At 63.1% G+C, this 18,169-nt stretch carries 17 protein-coding genes; 9 read left to right on the top strand and 8 right to left on the bottom strand.

The genetic code is table 11. From position 1 onward, the window contains the following. Positions 1-2 precede the first annotated feature (2 nt). The 6 genes from RCH06_RS03565 to bfr form a co-directional block, all read right to left on the bottom strand. Complete coding sequence (locus tag RCH06_RS03565) at positions 3-731, bottom strand: MotA/TolQ/ExbB proton channel family protein (RefSeq protein ID WP_327080050.1); 729 nt, start codon at positions 729-731, stop codon at positions 3-5. A gap of 20 nt (positions 732-751) precedes the next feature. Continuing rightward, complete coding sequence (locus tag RCH06_RS03570) at positions 752-1,507, bottom strand: energy transducer TonB (protein ID WP_327080051.1); 756 nt, start codon at positions 1,505-1,507, stop codon at positions 752-754. Positions 1,508-1,676: 169 nt separating this feature from the next. Next, positions 1,677-1,910 carry a (2Fe-2S)-binding protein gene (locus tag RCH06_RS03575; protein WP_327080052.1) on the bottom strand — a complete coding sequence of 78 codons (234 nt, stop codon included), beginning with the start codon at positions 1,908-1,910 and terminating at the stop codon, positions 1,677-1,679. A gap of 241 nt (positions 1,911-2,151) precedes the next feature. Continuing rightward, entirely contained in the window at positions 2,152-2,865 is a 714-nt protein-coding gene (locus RCH06_RS03580; RefSeq protein ID WP_327080053.1) for a Fe2+-dependent dioxygenase, read from the bottom strand. 84 nt (positions 2,866-2,949) lie between these two features. Beyond that, positions 2,950-5,232, bottom strand: coding sequence for a TonB-dependent receptor (locus RCH06_RS03585; RefSeq protein WP_327080054.1), 2,283 nt, complete (start codon positions 5,230-5,232; stop codon positions 2,950-2,952). Between the two features lie 278 nt (positions 5,233-5,510). Further along, on the bottom strand, positions 5,511-5,987 hold the full coding sequence (gene bfr, locus RCH06_RS03590) for a bacterioferritin (RefSeq protein ID WP_327080055.1): 477 nt from the start codon (positions 5,985-5,987) through the stop codon (positions 5,511-5,513). A gap of 541 nt (positions 5,988-6,528) precedes the next feature. On the opposite strand from bfr, the gene RCH06_RS03595 reads away from it, so the two are divergent. From RCH06_RS03595 to RCH06_RS03635, 9 genes are read left to right on the top strand one after another with little or no spacing between them, the layout of a single operon-like run. Beyond that, entirely contained in the window at positions 6,529-8,724 is a 2,196-nt protein-coding gene (locus RCH06_RS03595) for a TonB-dependent hemoglobin/transferrin/lactoferrin family receptor (protein ID WP_327080056.1), read from the top strand. Between the two features lie 41 nt (positions 8,725-8,765). Further along, the gene (locus tag RCH06_RS03600) at positions 8,766-9,158 is read left to right on the top strand and encodes a hypothetical protein (RefSeq protein WP_327080057.1); all 393 of its coding nucleotides are present in this window, start codon (positions 8,766-8,768) and stop codon (positions 9,156-9,158) included. Next, the gene (locus RCH06_RS03605) at positions 9,155-10,324 is read left to right on the top strand and encodes a hemin-degrading factor (RefSeq protein ID WP_327080058.1); all 1,170 of its coding nucleotides are present in this window, start codon (positions 9,155-9,157) and stop codon (positions 10,322-10,324) included. Before RCH06_RS03600 ends, RCH06_RS03605 begins: the two co-directional genes overlap by 4 nt. A gap of 41 nt (positions 10,325-10,365) precedes the next feature. Beyond that, a complete protein-coding gene (locus RCH06_RS03610) occupies positions 10,366-11,298 on the top strand; it encodes a heme/hemin ABC transporter substrate-binding protein (protein ID WP_327080059.1) in 933 nt (310 codons plus the stop codon). After that, positions 11,295-11,693, top strand: a complete 399-nt coding sequence (locus tag RCH06_RS03615; RefSeq protein ID WP_327080060.1) for a VOC family protein — start codon at positions 11,295-11,297, stop codon at positions 11,691-11,693. Before RCH06_RS03610 ends, RCH06_RS03615 begins: the two co-directional genes overlap by 4 nt. Then, a complete protein-coding gene (locus RCH06_RS03620; RefSeq protein WP_442799584.1) occupies positions 11,690-12,760 on the top strand; it encodes a FecCD family ABC transporter permease in 1,071 nt (356 codons plus the stop codon). The genes RCH06_RS03615 and RCH06_RS03620 overlap by 4 nt, the downstream gene beginning before the upstream one ends. Next, on the top strand, positions 12,757-13,755 hold the full coding sequence (locus RCH06_RS03625) for a heme ABC transporter ATP-binding protein (protein ID WP_327080061.1): 999 nt from the start codon (positions 12,757-12,759) through the stop codon (positions 13,753-13,755). Before RCH06_RS03620 ends, RCH06_RS03625 begins: the two co-directional genes overlap by 4 nt. Positions 13,756-13,799: 44 nt before the next feature. Continuing rightward, positions 13,800-14,138 carry an HNH endonuclease signature motif containing protein gene (locus tag RCH06_RS03630; RefSeq protein ID WP_327080062.1) on the top strand — a complete coding sequence of 113 codons (339 nt, stop codon included), beginning with the start codon at positions 13,800-13,802 and terminating at the stop codon, positions 14,136-14,138. Between the two features lie 37 nt (positions 14,139-14,175). Then, complete coding sequence (locus RCH06_RS03635) at positions 14,176-15,513, top strand: DUF3422 family protein (protein ID WP_327080063.1); 1,338 nt, start codon at positions 14,176-14,178, stop codon at positions 15,511-15,513. Between the two features lie 10 nt (positions 15,514-15,523). Here RCH06_RS03635 and RCH06_RS03640 read toward each other — a convergent pair whose 3' ends face one another. Beyond that, a complete protein-coding gene (locus RCH06_RS03640; protein ID WP_327080064.1) occupies positions 15,524-17,365 on the bottom strand; it encodes an ABC transporter ATP-binding protein in 1,842 nt (613 codons plus the stop codon). Between the two features lie 55 nt (positions 17,366-17,420). Continuing rightward, on the bottom strand, positions 17,421-18,131 hold the full coding sequence (gene serB, locus RCH06_RS03645; protein ID WP_327080065.1) for a phosphoserine phosphatase SerB: 711 nt from the start codon (positions 18,129-18,131) through the stop codon (positions 17,421-17,423). Positions 18,132-18,169: the final 38 nt, after the last annotated feature.

Raw genomic sequence — 18,169 nt, forward strand, 5'->3', positions numbered from 1 at the left:
GATCAGCTCGCCTTCTTCATCACCAGTACATTGGCCGCGCCGGGGCCGCTGACGCGGGCACCGGTCACAAAGTAAGCATGCAGGTCATGGGCGAAGCGGTTGAGCTTGCCGCTGGCGGATTTGTTGCCGCGCACCAGGGCGTTGTAGCCCAGCACTGCAGGAATGGCGACCGCCAGGCCCATCGCCGTCATGATCAGCGACTCGCCGACCGGGCCGGCCACCTTGTCGATGCTGGCCTGGCCATTCAGGCCAATCGCCAGCAGCGCGTGGTAGATGCCCCAGACCGTGCCGAACAGGCCGACAAACGGCGCGGTCGAGCCGACCGAAGCGAGCACCGCCAGACCGGCCTGCATGCGGGCGCTGATGTCGTCCATCGAATTGCGCAGGCTGCGCGTGACCCATTCGCTCAAGTCCAGCGCATCGTGCAGCTGGGGTTTGGCATTGCCATCCTTGTGCAGCACGTGGGCCGTGGCTTCGCGGCCTTCCTGGGCGAGCAGACGAAAAGGGTTGGCCGGGTCGTTGCCGAACTTGGCGACGCCATCGGCAAAGTCGGCGCTGTGCCAGAAGCTTTCAGTCGCCTTGGCCTGGCTGGAAAACCGGCGCAAGTCCAGCGCCTTGATGATGATGACCATCCACGAGGACAGCGACATGAGCAGCAGCAGCACGGCCACGCTTTTGGTGACGATATCGCCTTGTGACCAGACGTGGGCCAGGCCGAATTGGGTTTCCATTTGCTAAAGACTCCAGGGAATTATTCAAGAACAAAATTGATGGGAACGTTGAACCACATTTCCTCGGCTACGCCGCCGCGCTTGCCGGGAACGTAACGCCATTTGAGAACGGTGTTCAGTGCCGCCTGGTCAAGGCGCTCAAATCCGCTGGACTGGCGCATTTCAGCTTTTTTCGGCACGCCATCGGCACCAATCAGCACGCGGACAAGGACTTTGCCTTGCTCGCCCAGGCGTCTGCTGAGCGGCGGGTAGGCGGGTTTTGGGTTTTGCAAATAGTCCGCATTGCTTGATGGCAACTCAATAGCGGGCGGGGCCGGCGGCGCGGGCGGTGCGGCGGGCGCAGTCGCGACCGGGGCCGGGGCCGGCGTGGACGCCAGGTCTTGCGTCAGGCTGCCGGTGGGGGCGTTCGGCGAAGGTGTAGCGTCGGCAATGGCCAGCGGCAGCGCGCTGGAGGGCGCGGTGCGCTGGGGGACGAATTTTTTCTGCACCACCGGGGCGGGCTTGACCGGAGCTGGCTTGACAGGGCGCACGGTCGGTGACGGTGGCGCGGGCGGCGCCGGTTTTTCAATCGGTGCGGCGGGCTCGATGAACTGCGCCAGCACCTCGGCCGGCACAATCAGTTCTGCCGTTCGCACCAGCAAACCGCTTTGCAGCGCCCAGATCAGGCCGACATGCAGCGCCACCACGGCCAGCGCAATGACCGCATTGCGACTGAGTCGGGTGCGCGGCAGCGGTGCCTGTGCAAGGGAAGGGCCTGAAAAGGCGGGGGCGTTCATCACGTAAAGGGGTCAGGCAAAGTAAGAAAAATGAGGAAAAAGGCTGAAAAGCGGCTGGTAAGTAGCTGGACGCAAAGCCGTTGCGCCGTGCAATCCGTCCGTTTCTAGCGGCGAAAAATCCACCATGTACAACCTATCACCAGGATCAGGCTGACCGCAAGCGCGCTGATCAAACCGAGCGGGTGTTCCATGCCTGGCCTTGCGCAAGGTCAGCACCCAGCGAAATATTGGCCGACGGGCAGGCCCCGTTGCACTGCGCCACCACGTCACGGGCACAGCCTTCGCATTTGCCGCACTGGGTGGCCACGCCCAGCTCGAACTGGATGTCGTCAAAGCCCATGCCGGCACGGGCATGACGGGCAATTTCACGGTCAGAAATTCGGCGGCAAACACAGATGATCATGGAGAACCTTGCGGGTTAAGGAATTCAATCAGATGGCCGTATTATAAATGAGAATCGGTCGCATTTGCAATCACTGCAAGGCTTGTTTGCATTCGATGTTGAGAAAAAAATCAATTTTTAATGCTAAAAATGCCTATTGCGCACAATGGACGGGCGCTGGTAGCTATGTAATTCATAGCGTCTATCGAAAGCAGATGCGCTTGAGGGTAAAGAAGTGGATGCCGACGATCAGCCCGTTCTGTCAAACATCGGCCCACATGCGCAACAGGTTGTGGTAGCAGCCAGTCAGGCGCACCACTTCGGCGCTTTCCGCGCTGCCCGGCTCGGCGCTCTGCAGGTCTTTTTGGCGCAGTGCGGTAATCGCCATGTCCATCTCATAGAGCAGGCGGCGCTGCGCATCGGCGCGCACCATGCTTTCGATCCAGAAAAAGCAGGCCAGCCGTTCGCCCCGCGTGACGGGCTCGACGCGATGCACCGATGTACCGGGATACATCACCAGGTCGCCCGCGTCAAACTTGATGCGCTGCTCGCCGTAGGTGTCCTGCACCACGAGTTCGCCGCCGTCGTAGCTGGCCGGCTCGCTCAGGAACAGCGTGCAGGAAATGTCGGTGCGCACATGGCGCGCCGTGGCGGCATGGGTGCGCACGGCGTTGTCGATGTGGTTGCCGAAATGGTTGGTGTCGTTGCCGCCGCCGTAGCGGTTGAACAGCGGCGGATAGACAGATTTGGGCAGCGCGCCGGTCACGAACATCGGGTTGCGGGCCAGTGCCACGGAAACCAGGTGGCGCGCCTGCTGGGCGGCGGGCAATTCTTCCGGCAACTGCCGGTTGTTCTTGACGCTGCCGGACTGGCTGCCAGCGGTGATGCGGCCATCGGCCCAGTCGGCGTTCAGGATCAGCTGGCGCACCTGGGCGAGTTCGTCGGGCTGGAGGACTTGGGGAATGCGAAGCAACATAAAGAGGTCTCCAAAAGGAATCGGGCATTCCAGCCGTTGGCGGGAATGCCCGAAAGGTCAATGCGCGTAATAAAAACGCCGGGTTTAGAACTTGCTGGTCAGCGTCAGGCGCACACTGCGTGCGTCGCCCGGTGCGGCAAAGCCCCGGTACAGCGTGTTGAAGTACACCTTGTCAAACAGGTTGTCGATGTTGAGCTTCAGGCTGTTGCCTTCGTTGACGCGGTATTCGAGCAGCGCGTCGGCCTTGACATAACCCGGTGCGCGGTTCAGCGTGGTCACGCTGTTGGCTGGCTTGTTCTGGCTGACGGCTGTAAAGCAGCCGCCGACGCGCCACTTGTCGCCGATGCGGTAGGTAGAGAACAAGGTTGCCTGGCGAGTTGGGCTCAGTCCGGGATTTTTCCCGACTTCCGCCTGACCGGCGGCATTCAAGCCCGCCTGGTCAATCACCGCTTTCATGAAGCCCAGGCCGGCAAACACATCCCACTGCGGCGTGATGCGGCCGGCAATCTCGAACTCCAGCGCATCGGTGTGGCGCTTGCCCGACAGCAAGTACGAATTGTTGGCGGTGTCGATGTCGGTGTTTCGCTCGTTGAACTTCTCGGTGCGTGCCAGCGCCGTGCGGAACGACAGGTCGCCACCGTACAGCTCCCACTTGGCGCCGATTTCCATGTTGCGGCTGCTTTCCGGAGCGGTATTGGCCGAGGTTGGATCAAACTGGTAAAGATCGCCCGAGGTGTTGAACGACGTGCCATACGACGCGTAATAGCTCACTTCTTCGTTCGGCTGGAACATCACGCCCAGGCGTTTGCTCAGCAGCGTGTCCGAACGTGACAGCGGCGTATTGTTGGGCGCAGTATTGCCGGTGCGTTCGTAATCGCCCTTGAAGTTGTCAAGGCGCAAGCCGCCCACCAGCTTCCAGTGCGGGGTGATGTCAATCGTGTCCTGCAAATAAATGCCCAGCGTGCGCGCCTGAAACTCTGTAGCCAACTGCTGCGTCAGGTCGCCGCTGATGCCCGCGCTGCCCGGATTGCCAGCCGTGGTGGCAGGTTTGGTGCGGATCAATGAAGGATAGGTGGAGCGGTGCGCTTTTTCCAGCGCGTATTCAGCGCCGACCAGCAAGCTGTTTTTGCGGCCAAACCATTGGGTCGTGGTCAGGTAGTCGGTTTGCAAAAAGGTGTGGTGCTCTTCGCCTGACTTGGCGTTGGTGCGCCGGTTGACCACCGTGTTCGGGTTGATGTTGAGGCCGGTCGTGCCAGCGGCAAAACTCGACTGCGTGGCCCACATGGCGCGCGAATAGTAGCCGTCGCGTGCCGTGGTTTTCAGGGTGCTGCCGTCGCCCCAGCGATGGGTGTGCGACAAGGTCAAGATATCGGCCTTGTCTTTCTGGAAGTCGCTGTCCAGGCCATACCAGTAGTTGTTGGTAGGCGAGGGCGCGGGTTTGCCCTCCAGCCACTGAAAGCCCCAGTCCGGCTTGTCGTTGTAATGCAGGTGGTAATAGCTGACCGCAAATTCGTTGGCAGTGCCAATACCGAAACGGTAGTCCAGTGCCAGGCCGCGCCGATGGGTGGAAGCGCCGGCGTTGTCGCCGCGTCCGTCGCCGTCGGTCGCCATGGCATTGATGCGCAGGGCCGCGTCGTCATCGAGCTTGAAGTTGAAATCGCCCTGCAGGCGTGTGTAGCCGTCAGTGCCAACCGTTGCGTTGACCTCTTGCTCGGTAATCAGGCGTGGCTGCTTGCTGACCTGGCTGACGATGCCGCCGGTAGAACCCCGGCCGAACAGCATGGAGGCTGAGCCGCGCAGCACTTCGACCCGGTCGATGTTGAACAAATCGCGGTTGTACTGCGCAATGTCGCGCATGCCATCGAGGTAAATGTCACCCGCCGCGCTGAAACCGCGCAGCCGGATGTTGTCACCAACACGGCCGCCTTCGCCGGCCTCGAAGGTGATGCCGATGACGTTTTCGAGGGCGCTTTTAAAGCTGTCCTTGCCCTGGTCATGGATCAGCTTGTCGTTCACCACGGTCAGCGACTGCGGAATGTCCTTGGCCGCCACCGGCATCTTGCCCACGCTGGTCACGCCGCTTTGGTAGGTTTGTGCCGCGCGGTCACGCGTGCCGGTGACGGTGACCGGAGCCAGCGTTTTGCCTTCGGTCTGCGTCGTTGCGGCAGCGCTTGATGCCGGTACGGGCGTGGTGCTTTGCGCCCAGCCAGATACCGAAGCAGCGAGCATCAGCGCCCCCAGCGGCAGCAAAACGCGCTCGGAAGTCAGTGCGGACGGAGAAACTGGTGCGAGTGAAGACGATGATTTCTTCAGGCCGTTACGGCGGGAGGCGGAGTGGCGCGCAGGACGCGCGGAAGGGTGTGCCAAAAGAGAAGCTCCAAGCAAGACCCGGCCTTGCGGGCGGCGGATCGGTTTTAAATATTGGCTTGGCTGGCTCGAAGCTGTCGTGCAGGACGCGAGTTGGCTGGCTGGTAAAGTTCGTCTGCAATTTTATAAATAAATGAGAATGATTCGCGATACTGATCGTCAAACCTTTCCAGTTTTCAGTGTTTTGTGTCTGAAAACAACCACGGGGCTGAAAAGCCCCGTGGTGTATTGCCTGTGTTCCGGCACTTTGAGGTGCCGGGGCGCCGCTGCGTCAGCCTTTAGCTGAGTTCGCCCATCTGGCTTTGCAGATAGTTCTGGATGCCGACCTTGGCGGCCAGCTCAATCTGGGTTTCCAGAAAGTCGATGTGCTCTTCGGTGTCGTCCAGAATGTCTTGCAGCAGGTCGCGCGAGACATAGTCACGCACACTTTCGCACTGCGCGATGCCGTCCTTTACCGTGGCCTGCGCGCCGGTTTCAAGCCGCAAGTCGCTGTTCAGCGCTTCGAGCACATCCTCGCCAATCATCAGCTTGCCCAGGTCTTGCAAGTTGGGCAGGCCGTCGAGCATGAAAATGCGGTCCATCAGCCGGTCGGCATGCTTCATCTCGCCGATGGATTCTTCGTATTCTTTCTTCGCCAGCTTGTCCAGACCCCAGTGCTTGAACATGCGGTAGTGAACGAAATACTGGTTGATGGCCGTCAGCTCGTTTTTGAGCTGGGCCTGCAGATAAGCAATGACTTGTGCGTCGCCTTTCATGGCAAATCCTTTGTGGGTTTAAAAATGCATTGTCGCAATCTCTTGGCAAGCATTGCAACCCAATGCCGCGCACATCAGTGCGTTAAAAGCGCTTTTCAGGACAAGGCGCGCCAGTTCAGTGAATAAATGAACCGGGGTTTTGCTTGGGGCCGTGGTGCGTGCCGTTGCTGCCAGTGCAGGCTGTCAGCGCGTGGATTTTGAGCGATTAATGCTGCTTGTGCACAGCCCACCGGCACTGACAGCTATTATAAAAGTAGCAAAAATCAGCCATACAAACCTTGGAGGGAGGTTGCAAAAACACACAGCGCAGTGAAAGTAATTTTTTATTCGTAATCTGATTTTTATTTAAATAAGAATCATTCTCATGTAATATTGACGTATTCGTTTTCAGCTAGCCACCAGGCCGGAGTTTTTCCGGTGTGCAGCCAGCGGTTGTTTTCAACTGTTTTAAGGCTTCACTGTGGCAGCAATCTTTATACCGGCCTATCGGGCGGCATCGCTGGTTTCCTTTCAATCTGCGCCTGTTTCGTCTCCACTTGCCTTGCGCAGATTTTCTGTTTGCATGGCGTTGGCGGGTAGCTGTGCGTTCAGCGCGCAGGCGCAAGTGGGTGCGCAACTGGTGGCGGTCAATACGCTCAAGGAAGTCGTGGTCAGCGGGTCACGCAATGAGCAACTGAGCGACGACCTGCCGATGTCGCTGGACGTGATCGATGCCGCTGACATCGAGGAAGGGCAAATCCGCGACATCCGCGATGCGGCCCGTTATCTGCCCAATGTCTCGGTCAGGCGCGCGCCGGCACGCTTTGGCCTGATTGGCGGCGGCAGCGACGGGCGCGGCGGCAATGAAGGCTTCAATATTCGCGGCCTGGACGGCAACCGGGTGCTGCTGCTGGTTGACGGCATTCGCGCGCCGCGCAGCTATGTGTTCAGCAGCTATGCTTTTGGGCGCGATTCGTTTTCGATGGATCTGCTCAAGCGCATCGAGATCATTCGCGGCCCGGCCTCGGTGCTTTATGGCTCGGACGGCTTGGCCGGGCTGGTGAACTTCATCACCCATGAACCCGCCGACTTTCTGGCCGAAGGACAGTCGCTGGGCGGCCGTGCATCGACGCGCTACAGCGGCGACAACCAGGGGCTGGCGGTCAGCGCCACCGTGGCCGGGCGCGCGAATGAGTCGCTGGAGTGGTTGCTGTCAGCCAACCAAGCTCATGGCAAGGCGCTGGACAACCAAGGCACCAACGACGCGGCCAACGTGGACCGCACGCGTCCCAATCCGCAAACCGACCGCGCCAACGCGCTGCTGGCCAAGCTGGTGCTGCGTCCCACGGCGGCGCAAAAGCATGTGCTGACGCTGGAGCGTGTCGAGAAAAAGTCTGACTACGAACTGCTCACTGCCCGGGCCAAGCCGCCGCTGACGGCGAACTCGGTGCTCAACGGCCATGCGCTGAGCACCGCCGAGCGCACCCGGCTGACCTGGGAGGCACGCTACAAGACCGGCAGCTGGCTGGCCGACAACGTGCAGACGCTGCTCGGCTACCAGGACGCCGCCTCGCGCCAGTACACCCATGAAGACCGCAACCTGTCGCCCGACCGGGTGCGCGACATGACCTATGGCGAGCGCAGCTGGCAAGCCGGCTTTCAGGCCGACAAGACGCTTCGCCTGTCGCCCGCATGGTCGCAAAAGATCACTTACGGCATGGACTATGCGCGGGCCGACATCGTCAACCTGCAAACCGGCCAGGTGCCGGCGGTGGGCGAGACCTTTCCGCTCAAGCGCTTTCCGGACACTACTGAATCCAGCGCTGCGCTTTACCTGCAGGACGAGTTCATCAGCGAGCGCTGGAGCGTCACGCCCGGCGTGCGGCTGGACCGCTTCAAGCTCGACGCCCGCCAGGCCGGATTTTTGGGCCAGGCGGCTTCGCTGTCGGGCTCGGCGGTGTCGCCCAAGCTGGGCGTGCTATGGCAGGCGACGCCCGAATGGAGCGTGTTTGGCAACTATGCCAGCGGCTTCAAGGCACCCAACGCCAGCCAGCTCAACGGCTTTTTTGAGAACGTCACCCAGTTCTACAAGACCATTTCCAACCTCAGCCTGAAGCCGGAAAAAAGCCGGAACCTCGAACTCGGCCTGCGTGGCCGGCTGGACCGGCTGTCGCTGGACGCTGCCGCTTTCACCGGCCACTTCAACAACCTGATCGAGGACAACGTGACCGTGGGCGGCGCGGGCATGGTCGGCAACCCGACGGTGTTCCAGTCGATCAACATCGGCAACGCCACCATCAGCGGCTTTGAAGTCAAGGGGGCCATGGACTGGGGCCAGGTGGCCGGCGGCCAGTTGAGCACGCCTTTCAGCTACGGCCAGACACGCGGCACCGACCGCGCTACCGGCCGGCGGCTCAACTCGATTGATCCGGCCACGCTGCATGTCGGCGTGAAATACGAAACCCCGGTCTGGAAGGTGCGTCTGGACGCCAGCCGTCATTCAGCCAAGAAGGCCGGCGATGTATTTGTAGCCGCGCCGGCCACGCAATTTCTTGTGCCGGCCGCCACCACGCTGGACCTGAGCGGCCAGTGGCGTATCAGCAAAAAACTGCGCCTGAATGCCGGCATTGCCAACCTGACAGACCGCAAATACTGGAACTGGTCCGATGTGCGCGGCCTGTCGGCCACGTCGCAGGTGGCCGATGCCTACACCCAGCCCGGACGCCACCTGAATGTTTCGCTTGTCGCCGATTTTTGATTGACCCCTGCTTTTTTATTCATGACATGAAAGGAATACGTATGAACCAGTTTCCCGACCCCGGCATCAACGACCCCGATGTCCGCTCCATCCCCGACCAGGAGATGCCCGGCGCCGAAGCCTTACTGGCGGGCACGCTCGCCCTGATGACCGGCATTGCCCAGGGCTGCTGCGACAGCCACCGCGCGCTGATGGTCAAAAAAGTCATCGCCAACCTGTCCATGCTGGCGTGCCACCCGATGGCTTCGTCCGGCTTCAAGGTGACGATTGCGAACCTGCGCATCTTTTGGCTGCGGATACTGGCGCAAAGCCATGCACTGGCCGGTACGAACCCAGGCGCACCTGTCTCTGGCCACGGCGAGCCGTTTCATACCCCTCTTGCACCCGAGCGCCACGCCATGCTGTGGCATAACGCACCGGAGACAGTGCAATGAGCGCGGTGCTCCAAACCCAGACGCGGGCGCTGTCGGCAGGGGCTGAATCCGCCGCCACCGCCACCGCCACCGCCACCGATGCGTTGCTGGCGCTGGACGCTGCCAGCCTGCGCGAGCGTTTCAGCGCTGCGCGGCGCAGCGGCCAGCGTGCCAAAGACGCGGCTGAAAGCCTGGGCGTGAGCGAAGGCCAGGCCATCGCCGCCCACACCGGGCTTCACGGCAAAGGCCTGAAAGTCACGCCGCTCAAAGGCCCGTGGGTCGAGTTGCTGCAGGCGCTGGAATTTTGTGGCCCGGTGATGGCGCTGACCCGCAACGAGTCCACGGTGATTGAAAAGACCGGCGTGTATGAAAACATCAGCGCCACCGGCCACATGGGGCTGGCGCTGGGTGACGACATCGATTTGCGGCTGTTCTTCAGCCGCTGGCATGCCGGGTTCGCGGTGCGCGAGCCGGCCAGTGACCCGGCCAATCCGTCGCTGCAAAGCCTGCAGTTTTTTGACCGGCATGGCGTGGCCGTTCACAAGATTTTTGCGCGCGCCGAAACCGACCGCGACGCCTTCAACGACATCGTGCGCCAGTTCAGTGAGGCCGGCACAACCTGCGACTTCACCCCCGCGCCGCCCAAGCCGCTGGCTGCGCCTGATGCGGAACTCGACGCCGAAGGCCTGGCGCAAGGCTGGGGCGAGATGACCGACACGCACCAGTTCTTCGGACTAATCAGTCGTTTTGGTGTCGAGCGCCAGCAGGCTTTCCGGCTGGTGCAAGGGCGCTTCACCGAACGCGCCGACCCTGCCATCGTGCACCGCCTGCTTGATGAAGCGTCGATGGACGGTACGTCGATCATGGTGTTTGTCAGCAGCAGCGGCTGCATCCAGATCCATAGCGGCCCGGTCAGCCGCATCGAGCCGAGGGTGACGGCCACGGCGCGCTGGCTCAATGTGCTCGACGCCGGCTTCAACCTGCACCTGCGCGAGGATTTGATCCAGAACGCCTGGATCGTGAAAAAGCCGACCGCCGACGGCGTGGTGACGTCGGTGGAAATCTTCGACGCCAGGGGCGAGCTGATGGCGATGTTCTTTGGCAGCCGCAAGCCCGGCGTGCCCGAGCAGCAGGCCTGGCGCGACATTGCCGCGCGCTTGACGCGCTTGCCGATCCTGAACGCCTGAAACCCCGGCGGAGCCCCTCATGATTCACCGAAAGAATGACGATGAACGCACCCTTCGACACCCCCGGCAACGCGCTCTCGCGGCGCGCGGCCTTGCGTCTTTTCTCACTCCCGGCGGGTTTAGCCGCCTGCGTCCTGTCTGCCCCTGCTGTGTGGAGCCAGACGCTGGCGGCGGCCAGACTGCCGCGCATCGTCTCGGTCAACGGGGCGATGACGGAAATCGCCTTCGCGCTGGGCGCCGGGCCGCAACTGGCCGGAACTGACACCACCAGCCTGTTTCCCGAGGCGGCCTTGCGCACGCCCAAGGTCGGCTACATGCGCCAGTTGTCGGCTGAAGGCCTGCTGTCGCTCAAGCCCGACACCGTGATCGGCACGACCGAAGCCGGCCCCGGCGTGGTGATGGACCAGCTGCGCAGTGCCGGCGTGAACGTGGCGCTGGTCGAGGCCGACCACACTTGGGCCGAAGTGCAGCGCAAGGTCGCCGCCGTGGGCCAGGCCACCGCACGCGGTGCCGAGGCCCGCGCACTGCAGGTCAGGCTGGACGCCGAATGGGCCGGCGCGCAGGCGACGGTGGCGCGCCGGGTTGGCCGCAAGCCCAGGGCGATTTTTATTTTGTCGCACGCCGCCACGCCGCAGGTGGCAGGCCGCCACACCGCCGCCGACGCCATGCTGAACTACGCCGGCTTTGTCAATGCCTTCACCGAAGGCCAAACCAGCCCGTTCAGCGGCTACCGGCCGATGACGGCAGAAGCGCTGGCCAGCGCCGCGCCCGAAGTGATCGTCACCACCACGCAGGGCATTGAAGCGGCCGGCGGCGTGGACAAGTTCTGGTCCCGCCCCGGCCTGGCGCTGACGCCTGCCTACCGGCAACGGGCGCTGGTGGCGCTTGATGCGCTGTATCTGATCGGCTTCGGGCCGCGCCTGCCGCAAGCCGTCATTGCGCTGCACCAGGCGGCATTGAAGGTGGCCGCATGAAGCAAGCCACCATGAAGGAAATTTTGTGTGCCCGCACGCCTGCGATTTTGTCGTGCCCCGATCTGCGCCGAGCGCTGGCTTTTTACCGCGACAGCTGGGGCTTTCGGATAGCACACCACATTCCCGGCGTGATTGCCATCGTGCAACGCGAATCAGTGGTGGTGCAGCTGTGGCAGCGCCGCGCCGACATGCCGCCTGAAACCGTCGCCTGCCGCTTGCTGGTGGACGACATCGAACAGTGGCATCCGGCACTGCAGTCGGCGCCCGGCCAGACCTTGCCCGTGCTGGTGCAAAAAGACTGGGGTATGGAATGGGGCATCAGCGACTGCGACGGCAACCGGTTGCTGCTGGTGCAGTCGGCCCCGCATGCGGCGCGGCGCAAGGCGGGCCTGTGACGACAGCGGCGCAGCTGAATACCCACCAGCGCTGGCCCGCAAGCACCGTGCTGGCGGCGGGTATTGCCTTGCTTGCTATTGCTTTCATAGCTGGTAGCGCCCGTGGTGCTTACGCCATCAGCCCTTTTCAGCTGTGGAATGTGGTGCTGGACGCGTTGGGGCTGTCCGGCCGGACCGGTGCGCCCACGGCAGAGCACTTGGTGTTCATGTCGATACGCCTGCCGCGCCTGCTGCTGGGTGTGGCCGCCGGCGCTGCACTGGGCCTGTCGGGCGCGCTGATGCAGGGCCTGTTTCGCAATCCGCTGGCTGACCCCGGCCTGATCGGCGTCAGCAGTGGTGCGGCGCTGGCCGCCGGCATCACCATCGTGCTGGGCAGCGTGTGGTTTCCTGATCTGCCGCGCACGCTGGGCAGCTGGACGCTGGTGCTGACGGCTTTTCTGGGCAGCCTGCTGGTCACGTTGCTGGTGTATACGCTGTCGCAGCAGGGCGGCGCCACCCGCGTCGGGCTGATGCTGCTGGCCGGCATTGCCATCAATGCGTTGGCTGGGGCTGGCCTGGGTTACCTGACATTTCTGGCCAGCGACGAGCAGTTGCGCAGCATCCAGTTCTGGCTGCTGGGCAGCCTGGGCGGTGCGCGCTGGAGCGCGGTGGGGCTGGTGTCGGCCATCGTGGCCGTTGCCGTGTTTGCCGGGCTGAAGCTGGCTGCGCCGCTCAACGCGATTGCGCTGGGCGAAGCGCAGGCGGTCTTGCTGGGTGTGCGGGTGGAACGCGTCAAGGCGTTTGCCGTGGTGGTCACGGCGCTGGCGGTGGGCGCGGTTACGGCGACCACCGGCATGATTGGTTTTGTCGGGCTGGTGGCACCGCACTGCGTGCGCTTGGTGGCGGGGCCAGACCACCGCGTGGTGCTGCCCGGCTCGGCCTTGCTGGGGGCCGCGCTGGTGCTGGCCGCCGATGCCGTGGCGCGCACCGCTGTGCAGCCGGCCGAGTTGCCGCTGGGTGTGCTGACGTCGTTTGTCGGCGTGCCGTTTTTCCTGCTGCTGCTGCGCCACTTCAGGAGCCGGCTGTGAACGTGCGCAGACTGACGGATTTTTCGGCGCTGCGCAGTGCTGACATCCGCAGCGCCGGCAACATCGGCGCCAGCGTGCTGGAAGCCACTGACGTGACGGTGGAAGTGCCCGGAAAAACCCTGTTGCATGCGGTATCAGCCCGCTTTGTCGCTGGCGAAGTCACCGCCATCCTCGGCCCCAACGGCGCGGGCAAGTCCACGCTGATGTCGGTCTTGACCGGCCAGCGTCAGCCCGCCATGGGCAAGGTGGCGTTGGCGGGCAAGGCGCTGGCGGATTATCCGCACGGCGCGCTGGCCCGGCTGCGTGCCTGTGTGGCGCAGGAAACGCAGGTGGCGTTTGATTTCAGTGTGCGCGAGGTGGTGGAGTTGGGCCGCTACCCGCACCGCCGCCAGCCAGTGCCGCACGAATCGCTGATTGCCCAGCGCGCCATGCAGGCGACGGCGGTAGAGCATTTGCAACACCGCGCCCTCAACACACTGTCGGGCGGCGAAAAAGCACGTGTGCATCTGGCGCGTGCGCTGGCGCAGGTCTGGGAGCCGGTGGCCGGGCAGGGCGATATGCCTGTGCCCGTTGCCGGGCCACACCCATTCACCACCGAAGGCAGGGTGTCGCACGAAGCGAACCAACGCAAGATTTTTCAGGCGCGGTGGCTGCTGCTCGACGAACCGACCGCCGCGCTCGACTTGCAGCACCAGCACCGCATGCTGCAACTGGCGCGCAGCTGGGCTTGTCGGCAGGGTGCGGGTGTGGTGGCGGTGCTGCATGACCTGAACCAGGCGCTGCGCTACAGCGACCAGTGCGTGGTGCTGCAGAGCGGCCAGGTGGTGGCCAGCGGCAAGACGGCCGAAGTGCTGACGCCCGGCCTGATCCGGCAGGTGTGGGATGTGCGCGCTTGCCCGGTCCAGACGGCAGGGCTGTTTGAAGGAAGCACTGGCGGACTTCAGTACCTGTTCGAGCCCGCGCCAATGGAAGGGTTGCCTGACGCCCATTTTTAAAAAGGGCAGGGCGGGCGGGCATTTTTTTGAATGAAAATGTCCGCATGAGCAGTTTGCAGCACCTTCGCATCAAGATGTACCGCACCGTCGCCCGCCAGTTGCATGGCGTGGTGCCGTGCTGGGTGTGCGGCCAGCATGTCACGCCCGAGGCGGCGACGCTCGAACATATCCAGGCGCTGTGCGACGGCGGCAACAGCCATGCCGACAACCTGGCCATCAGCCATGAAGTGTGCAACGGCCAGCGCCATGCGACAGGCGCGGTGCCGGCTTCGCGCACCTTGCCGGGTCAGGTGCAACGCCGGCCAGCGCAGGCGCTAAACGGCAAGCCGGCGTGCGTCCCGAGTACCGAAACAGGGTCAATAGACCTGGTCGCGCAAGACTGACGGGCGTAACCAGCTATCAAAACATGAGTACTAGCGCATGACCTCCAGCCTGCCTCCGCTTTCCCCTCCGGCTAGCTTCCTGCCACCCGACGACCCGCAACGCACCGTGCTGCACAACGAAGTGCATGCCCGCCCGCCCGCGCGGGTGCGGCTGCCGGCGCTGGTCGTGCAGGTCGCCGTGCTGAACGCCGGCGTCACGCGTGAAGACGAATGCGCGCACCTGCGGCGTCTGAGCGGCCAGGCTGAGTTGCCGCTGGAACGCCTGAGCGGCAACTTCCTGCGCCTGCCATGCGGCCATTTCACGGTGAAATGGGAGCGGCACAGCGAATTCACCCGCTATTCCATCGTGCAGGCGCTGCCCGACGGTGCGCTGCTCGGTGCGTCAGAACCCGAACTGCTTTCTGGCCTGGCGGTTGCGCCCGAATGGCTGCGCGGCCTTCCGGGGCACACCGTGTCGGCCATCCAGCTGGTGATGGTCGAAGGCGCGTTGGGCGATGCGCCCGCGCTGATGGCGCAGGCACAGGACTGGTTTGGCGGGCGCACGGTGATTGCTTCGCAACTGGGCAACGGCCATTCCTGGGCGGTGACTGACTTCCAGATCGGCGCTGACGGGTTCGAGCGCATGCTGGTGATTGCCGTGCCCGGCACCAGCGAAAGCCGCGCCGGCCGCATTTCGCAGCGCCTGCTGGAAGTCGAGATTTACCGGCTGATGGCCTTGCGCGGCCTGCCGGTGGTCAAGCAACTTGCGCCGATGCTGTCAGAAGCTGAAAGCGCGCTGGCCGACATCACCGCCCGGCTGGAAGGCAAGTCGGCGTCCGACCAGGAACTGCTCGACACGCTGGTGTCGCTGGCCGCCCGCGTCGAGCGCGCCACCGCCGAGCACATTTACCGCTTTTCTGCCACCCGCGCCTACAACACGCTGGTCGGCCAGCGCCTGACGGAGCTGCGCGAAAAGCCGATTTCCGGCACCCAGACGTTGAGCGAATTCATGCAGCGCCGGCTCTCGCCCGCCATTGCCACGGTCGCCGCCACCGCGCAGCGCCTGACCTCGCTGTCGGAACGGGTCACGCGCACCAGCGCCTTGCTGCGCACCCGGGTGGACATTGCCACCGAAACGCAAAACCAGGTGCTGCTGGAAAAACTCACGCGAGGGCAGGAGTTGCAACTGCGCCTGCAATCGACGGTCGAAGGCCTGTCGATTGCCGCCATCTCGTACTACGTCATCAGCCTGCTGCTTTACGCCGGCAAGGCAGCCAAGGCGGCGGGCGCACCGGTCAATCCGGAAATGCTGGTCGGTGCGGCGATTCCGCTGGTGCTGTGGGGGGTCTGGCGCAACATCCGCCGCATTCATGCCAAGCTGAATGGCGGGCACTGATGGCCAGCGTTTATTCGTCGGTCTCGTCGGGTAGAAAACCGCCGCTCTGGTGCGCCCACAGCCGCGCATACACACCGCCCAGGGCCAGCAATTCGCGGTGATTGCCTTCTTCCACGATGCGGCCCTGATCCAGCACGATCAGCCGGTCCATCGCCGCAATGGTTGACAGCCGGTGCGCAATTGCAATCACGGTCTTGCCTTTCATCAGGGTGTTCAGGCTGGTCTGGATGGCAATTTCCACTTCGGAGTCGAGTGCGCTGGTGGCTTCGTCGAGCAGCAGGATGGGCGCGTCTTTCAGCATCACCCGGGCAATGGCCACGCGCTGGCGCTGGCCGCCCGAAAGCTTCACGCCGCGCTCGCCGACATGCGCGTCAAAGCCCGAGCGCCCCTGCAAGTCCGTCAGGCCGGCAATAAAACCGTCGGCCTCGGCCTGCTGCGCCGCCAGCCGCATGGCGTCCTCAGTCGCGCCGGGCCGGCTGTAGGTGATGTTGTCGCGCACCGAGCGGTGCAGCAGCGACGTGTCTTGCGTCACCATGCCGATGTGGCTGCGCAGGCTGTCCTGCGTCACGCCTGAGATATTCTGGCCGTCGATCAAAATCCGCCCGGCCTCGACATCATGAAAGCGCAGCAACAGGTTGACCAGTGTGGATTTGCCCGCACCCGAACGGCCAATCAAACCGATTTTTTCGCCAGGCTTGACGGTCAAATTGAGCTTTTCAATCACCCGCGTTCCCTGGCCGTAGCTGAAGCTCACGTCCTCAAAGCGCACTTCACCGTGCGGCACGCTAAGCACCTTGGCCTGCGCTGCGTCCTCGATTGCGCGCGGGCGCGACAGCGTGTTGATGCCGTCCTGCACCGTGCCGACGCTTTCAAACAGGCTGGTCATTTCCCACATGATCCAGTGCGACATGCCCTGCAGCCGCAGCGCCATGGCGGTGGCCGCCGCCACTGCACCGACACCCACTTCGCCCGATTGCCACAACCACAGCGACGTGCCCGCCATGCCCAGAATCAGGCCCATGCTCAGCGCATGGTTGACAACTTCAAACGCACTGACGAGCCGCATCTGGCTGTGGCCGGTAGTCATGAACTCCTGCATCGCCGAGCGCGCAAAAGCGGCTTCGCGGTGGGTGTGGGAAAACAGCTTGACGGTGGTGATGTTGGTGTAGGCGTCGGTGATGCGCCCGGTCATGAGCGAACGCGCATCGGCTTGCTGCTTGCCGACATGGCCGAGCCGGGGCACAAAGAAAAAGAGCGAGCCGATATACAGCACCAGCCAGACCAAAAACGGCAGCACCAGCTTGAGGTCAAACGCGCCCGCCAGCACCGTCATGGTGGCGATGTAAATCACCATGGCCACCAGCACATCGGCCAGTACAAACAGCGTGTCGCGCACGGCCAGCGCCGTCTGCATGACCTTGGTGGTCAGGCGTCCGGCAAATTCATCCTGGTAAAAAGCCATGCTCTGGCCCAGCATCAGGCGGTGGAAGTTCCAGCGCAAACGCATCGGAAAATTGATGGCCAGGGTCTGGTGCTTGATGACGGTTTGCAAGGCCACCACCGCAATGCTGCCAATCACCAGACCGGCCAGCACTTTCAGCGTCGTGCCTTGCTCAATCCACAAACGGGCCGGTGGCGTGCGGCCCAGCCAGTCCACGATGCGGCCCAGCATGGCGAACAGCAAGGCCTCGAAGGCCGCCAGCAGGCCGGACAGCACAGCCATCAGCAAGATGAAGCCGCGTGCGCCCCGGCTGCAGGCCCAGATAAAAGCAATAAAACCCTTGGGCGGTAGCGTCGGTTCTGCTTCAGGGTACGCGTGCAGCAGGCTTTCGAATTTTTGGAACAGATTCATGGAGGCAGAGGTCGTTGACAGGTTCATCGCTTCAGGGCGTCAGGGCTTTCTGGCGTCAGCGAAGCAGCTCCAGCAGCCGGTCCAGCCCGCCCTCGTTGATCGCCACCATCGCCTGCTCGCGCACTTTCGGCTTGGCGTGATAAGCCACCGACAGGCCAGCCGCACCCATCATCGGCAGGTCATTCGCGCCGTCGCCCATGGCAATGGACTGCAGCGGGTTGATGCCCAGTTGCGCGCAGGTAGCCAGCAGCGTGCGGCGCTTTTCTTCGCCGTCGCAGATGTCGCCCCACGGCTGATCGACCAGCTGGCCGGTCAGCACGCCGTTGTCAATTTCCAGCACATTGGCGCGCAGGTAGTCGATGCCCAGTTCGTCCCGCACCCGGTCGGCAAAAAACGTGAAGCCGCCGCTGACCAGCAACACCTTCATGCCGGCCGCCTTGCAGGCGCGCACCAGTTCCGCCGCGCCCGGGTTGAGCTGGAGCCGCTCGCGATAAACCGCTTCCATGCTGGCCACACTCACGCCCTTGAGCAGCGCCACGCGCCGGCGCAAGCTGTCCTTGAAATCGGTGATTTCACCGCGCATCGCGGCTTCGGTGATGGCCGCCACTTCGGCCTTTCGGCCCACCGCATCGGCGATTTCATCGACGCATTCGATGTTGATGAGCGTCGAGTCCATGTCAAAGGCGATCAGCTTGAAGTCGCTGAGTTTCAGGTCGGGCGTGGCGATGTTGACGATGAGGCCGGGGGAGTGTTCGATGGGGTTCATGGTTTTTTTACTACTGTTTTGATAGCTTCTTGCGCACG

The sequence above is a fragment of the Polaromonas sp. CG_9.5 genome, assembly GCF_035984465.1.
Lineage (GTDB): Bacteria > Pseudomonadota > Gammaproteobacteria > Burkholderiales > Burkholderiaceae_C > Polaromonas.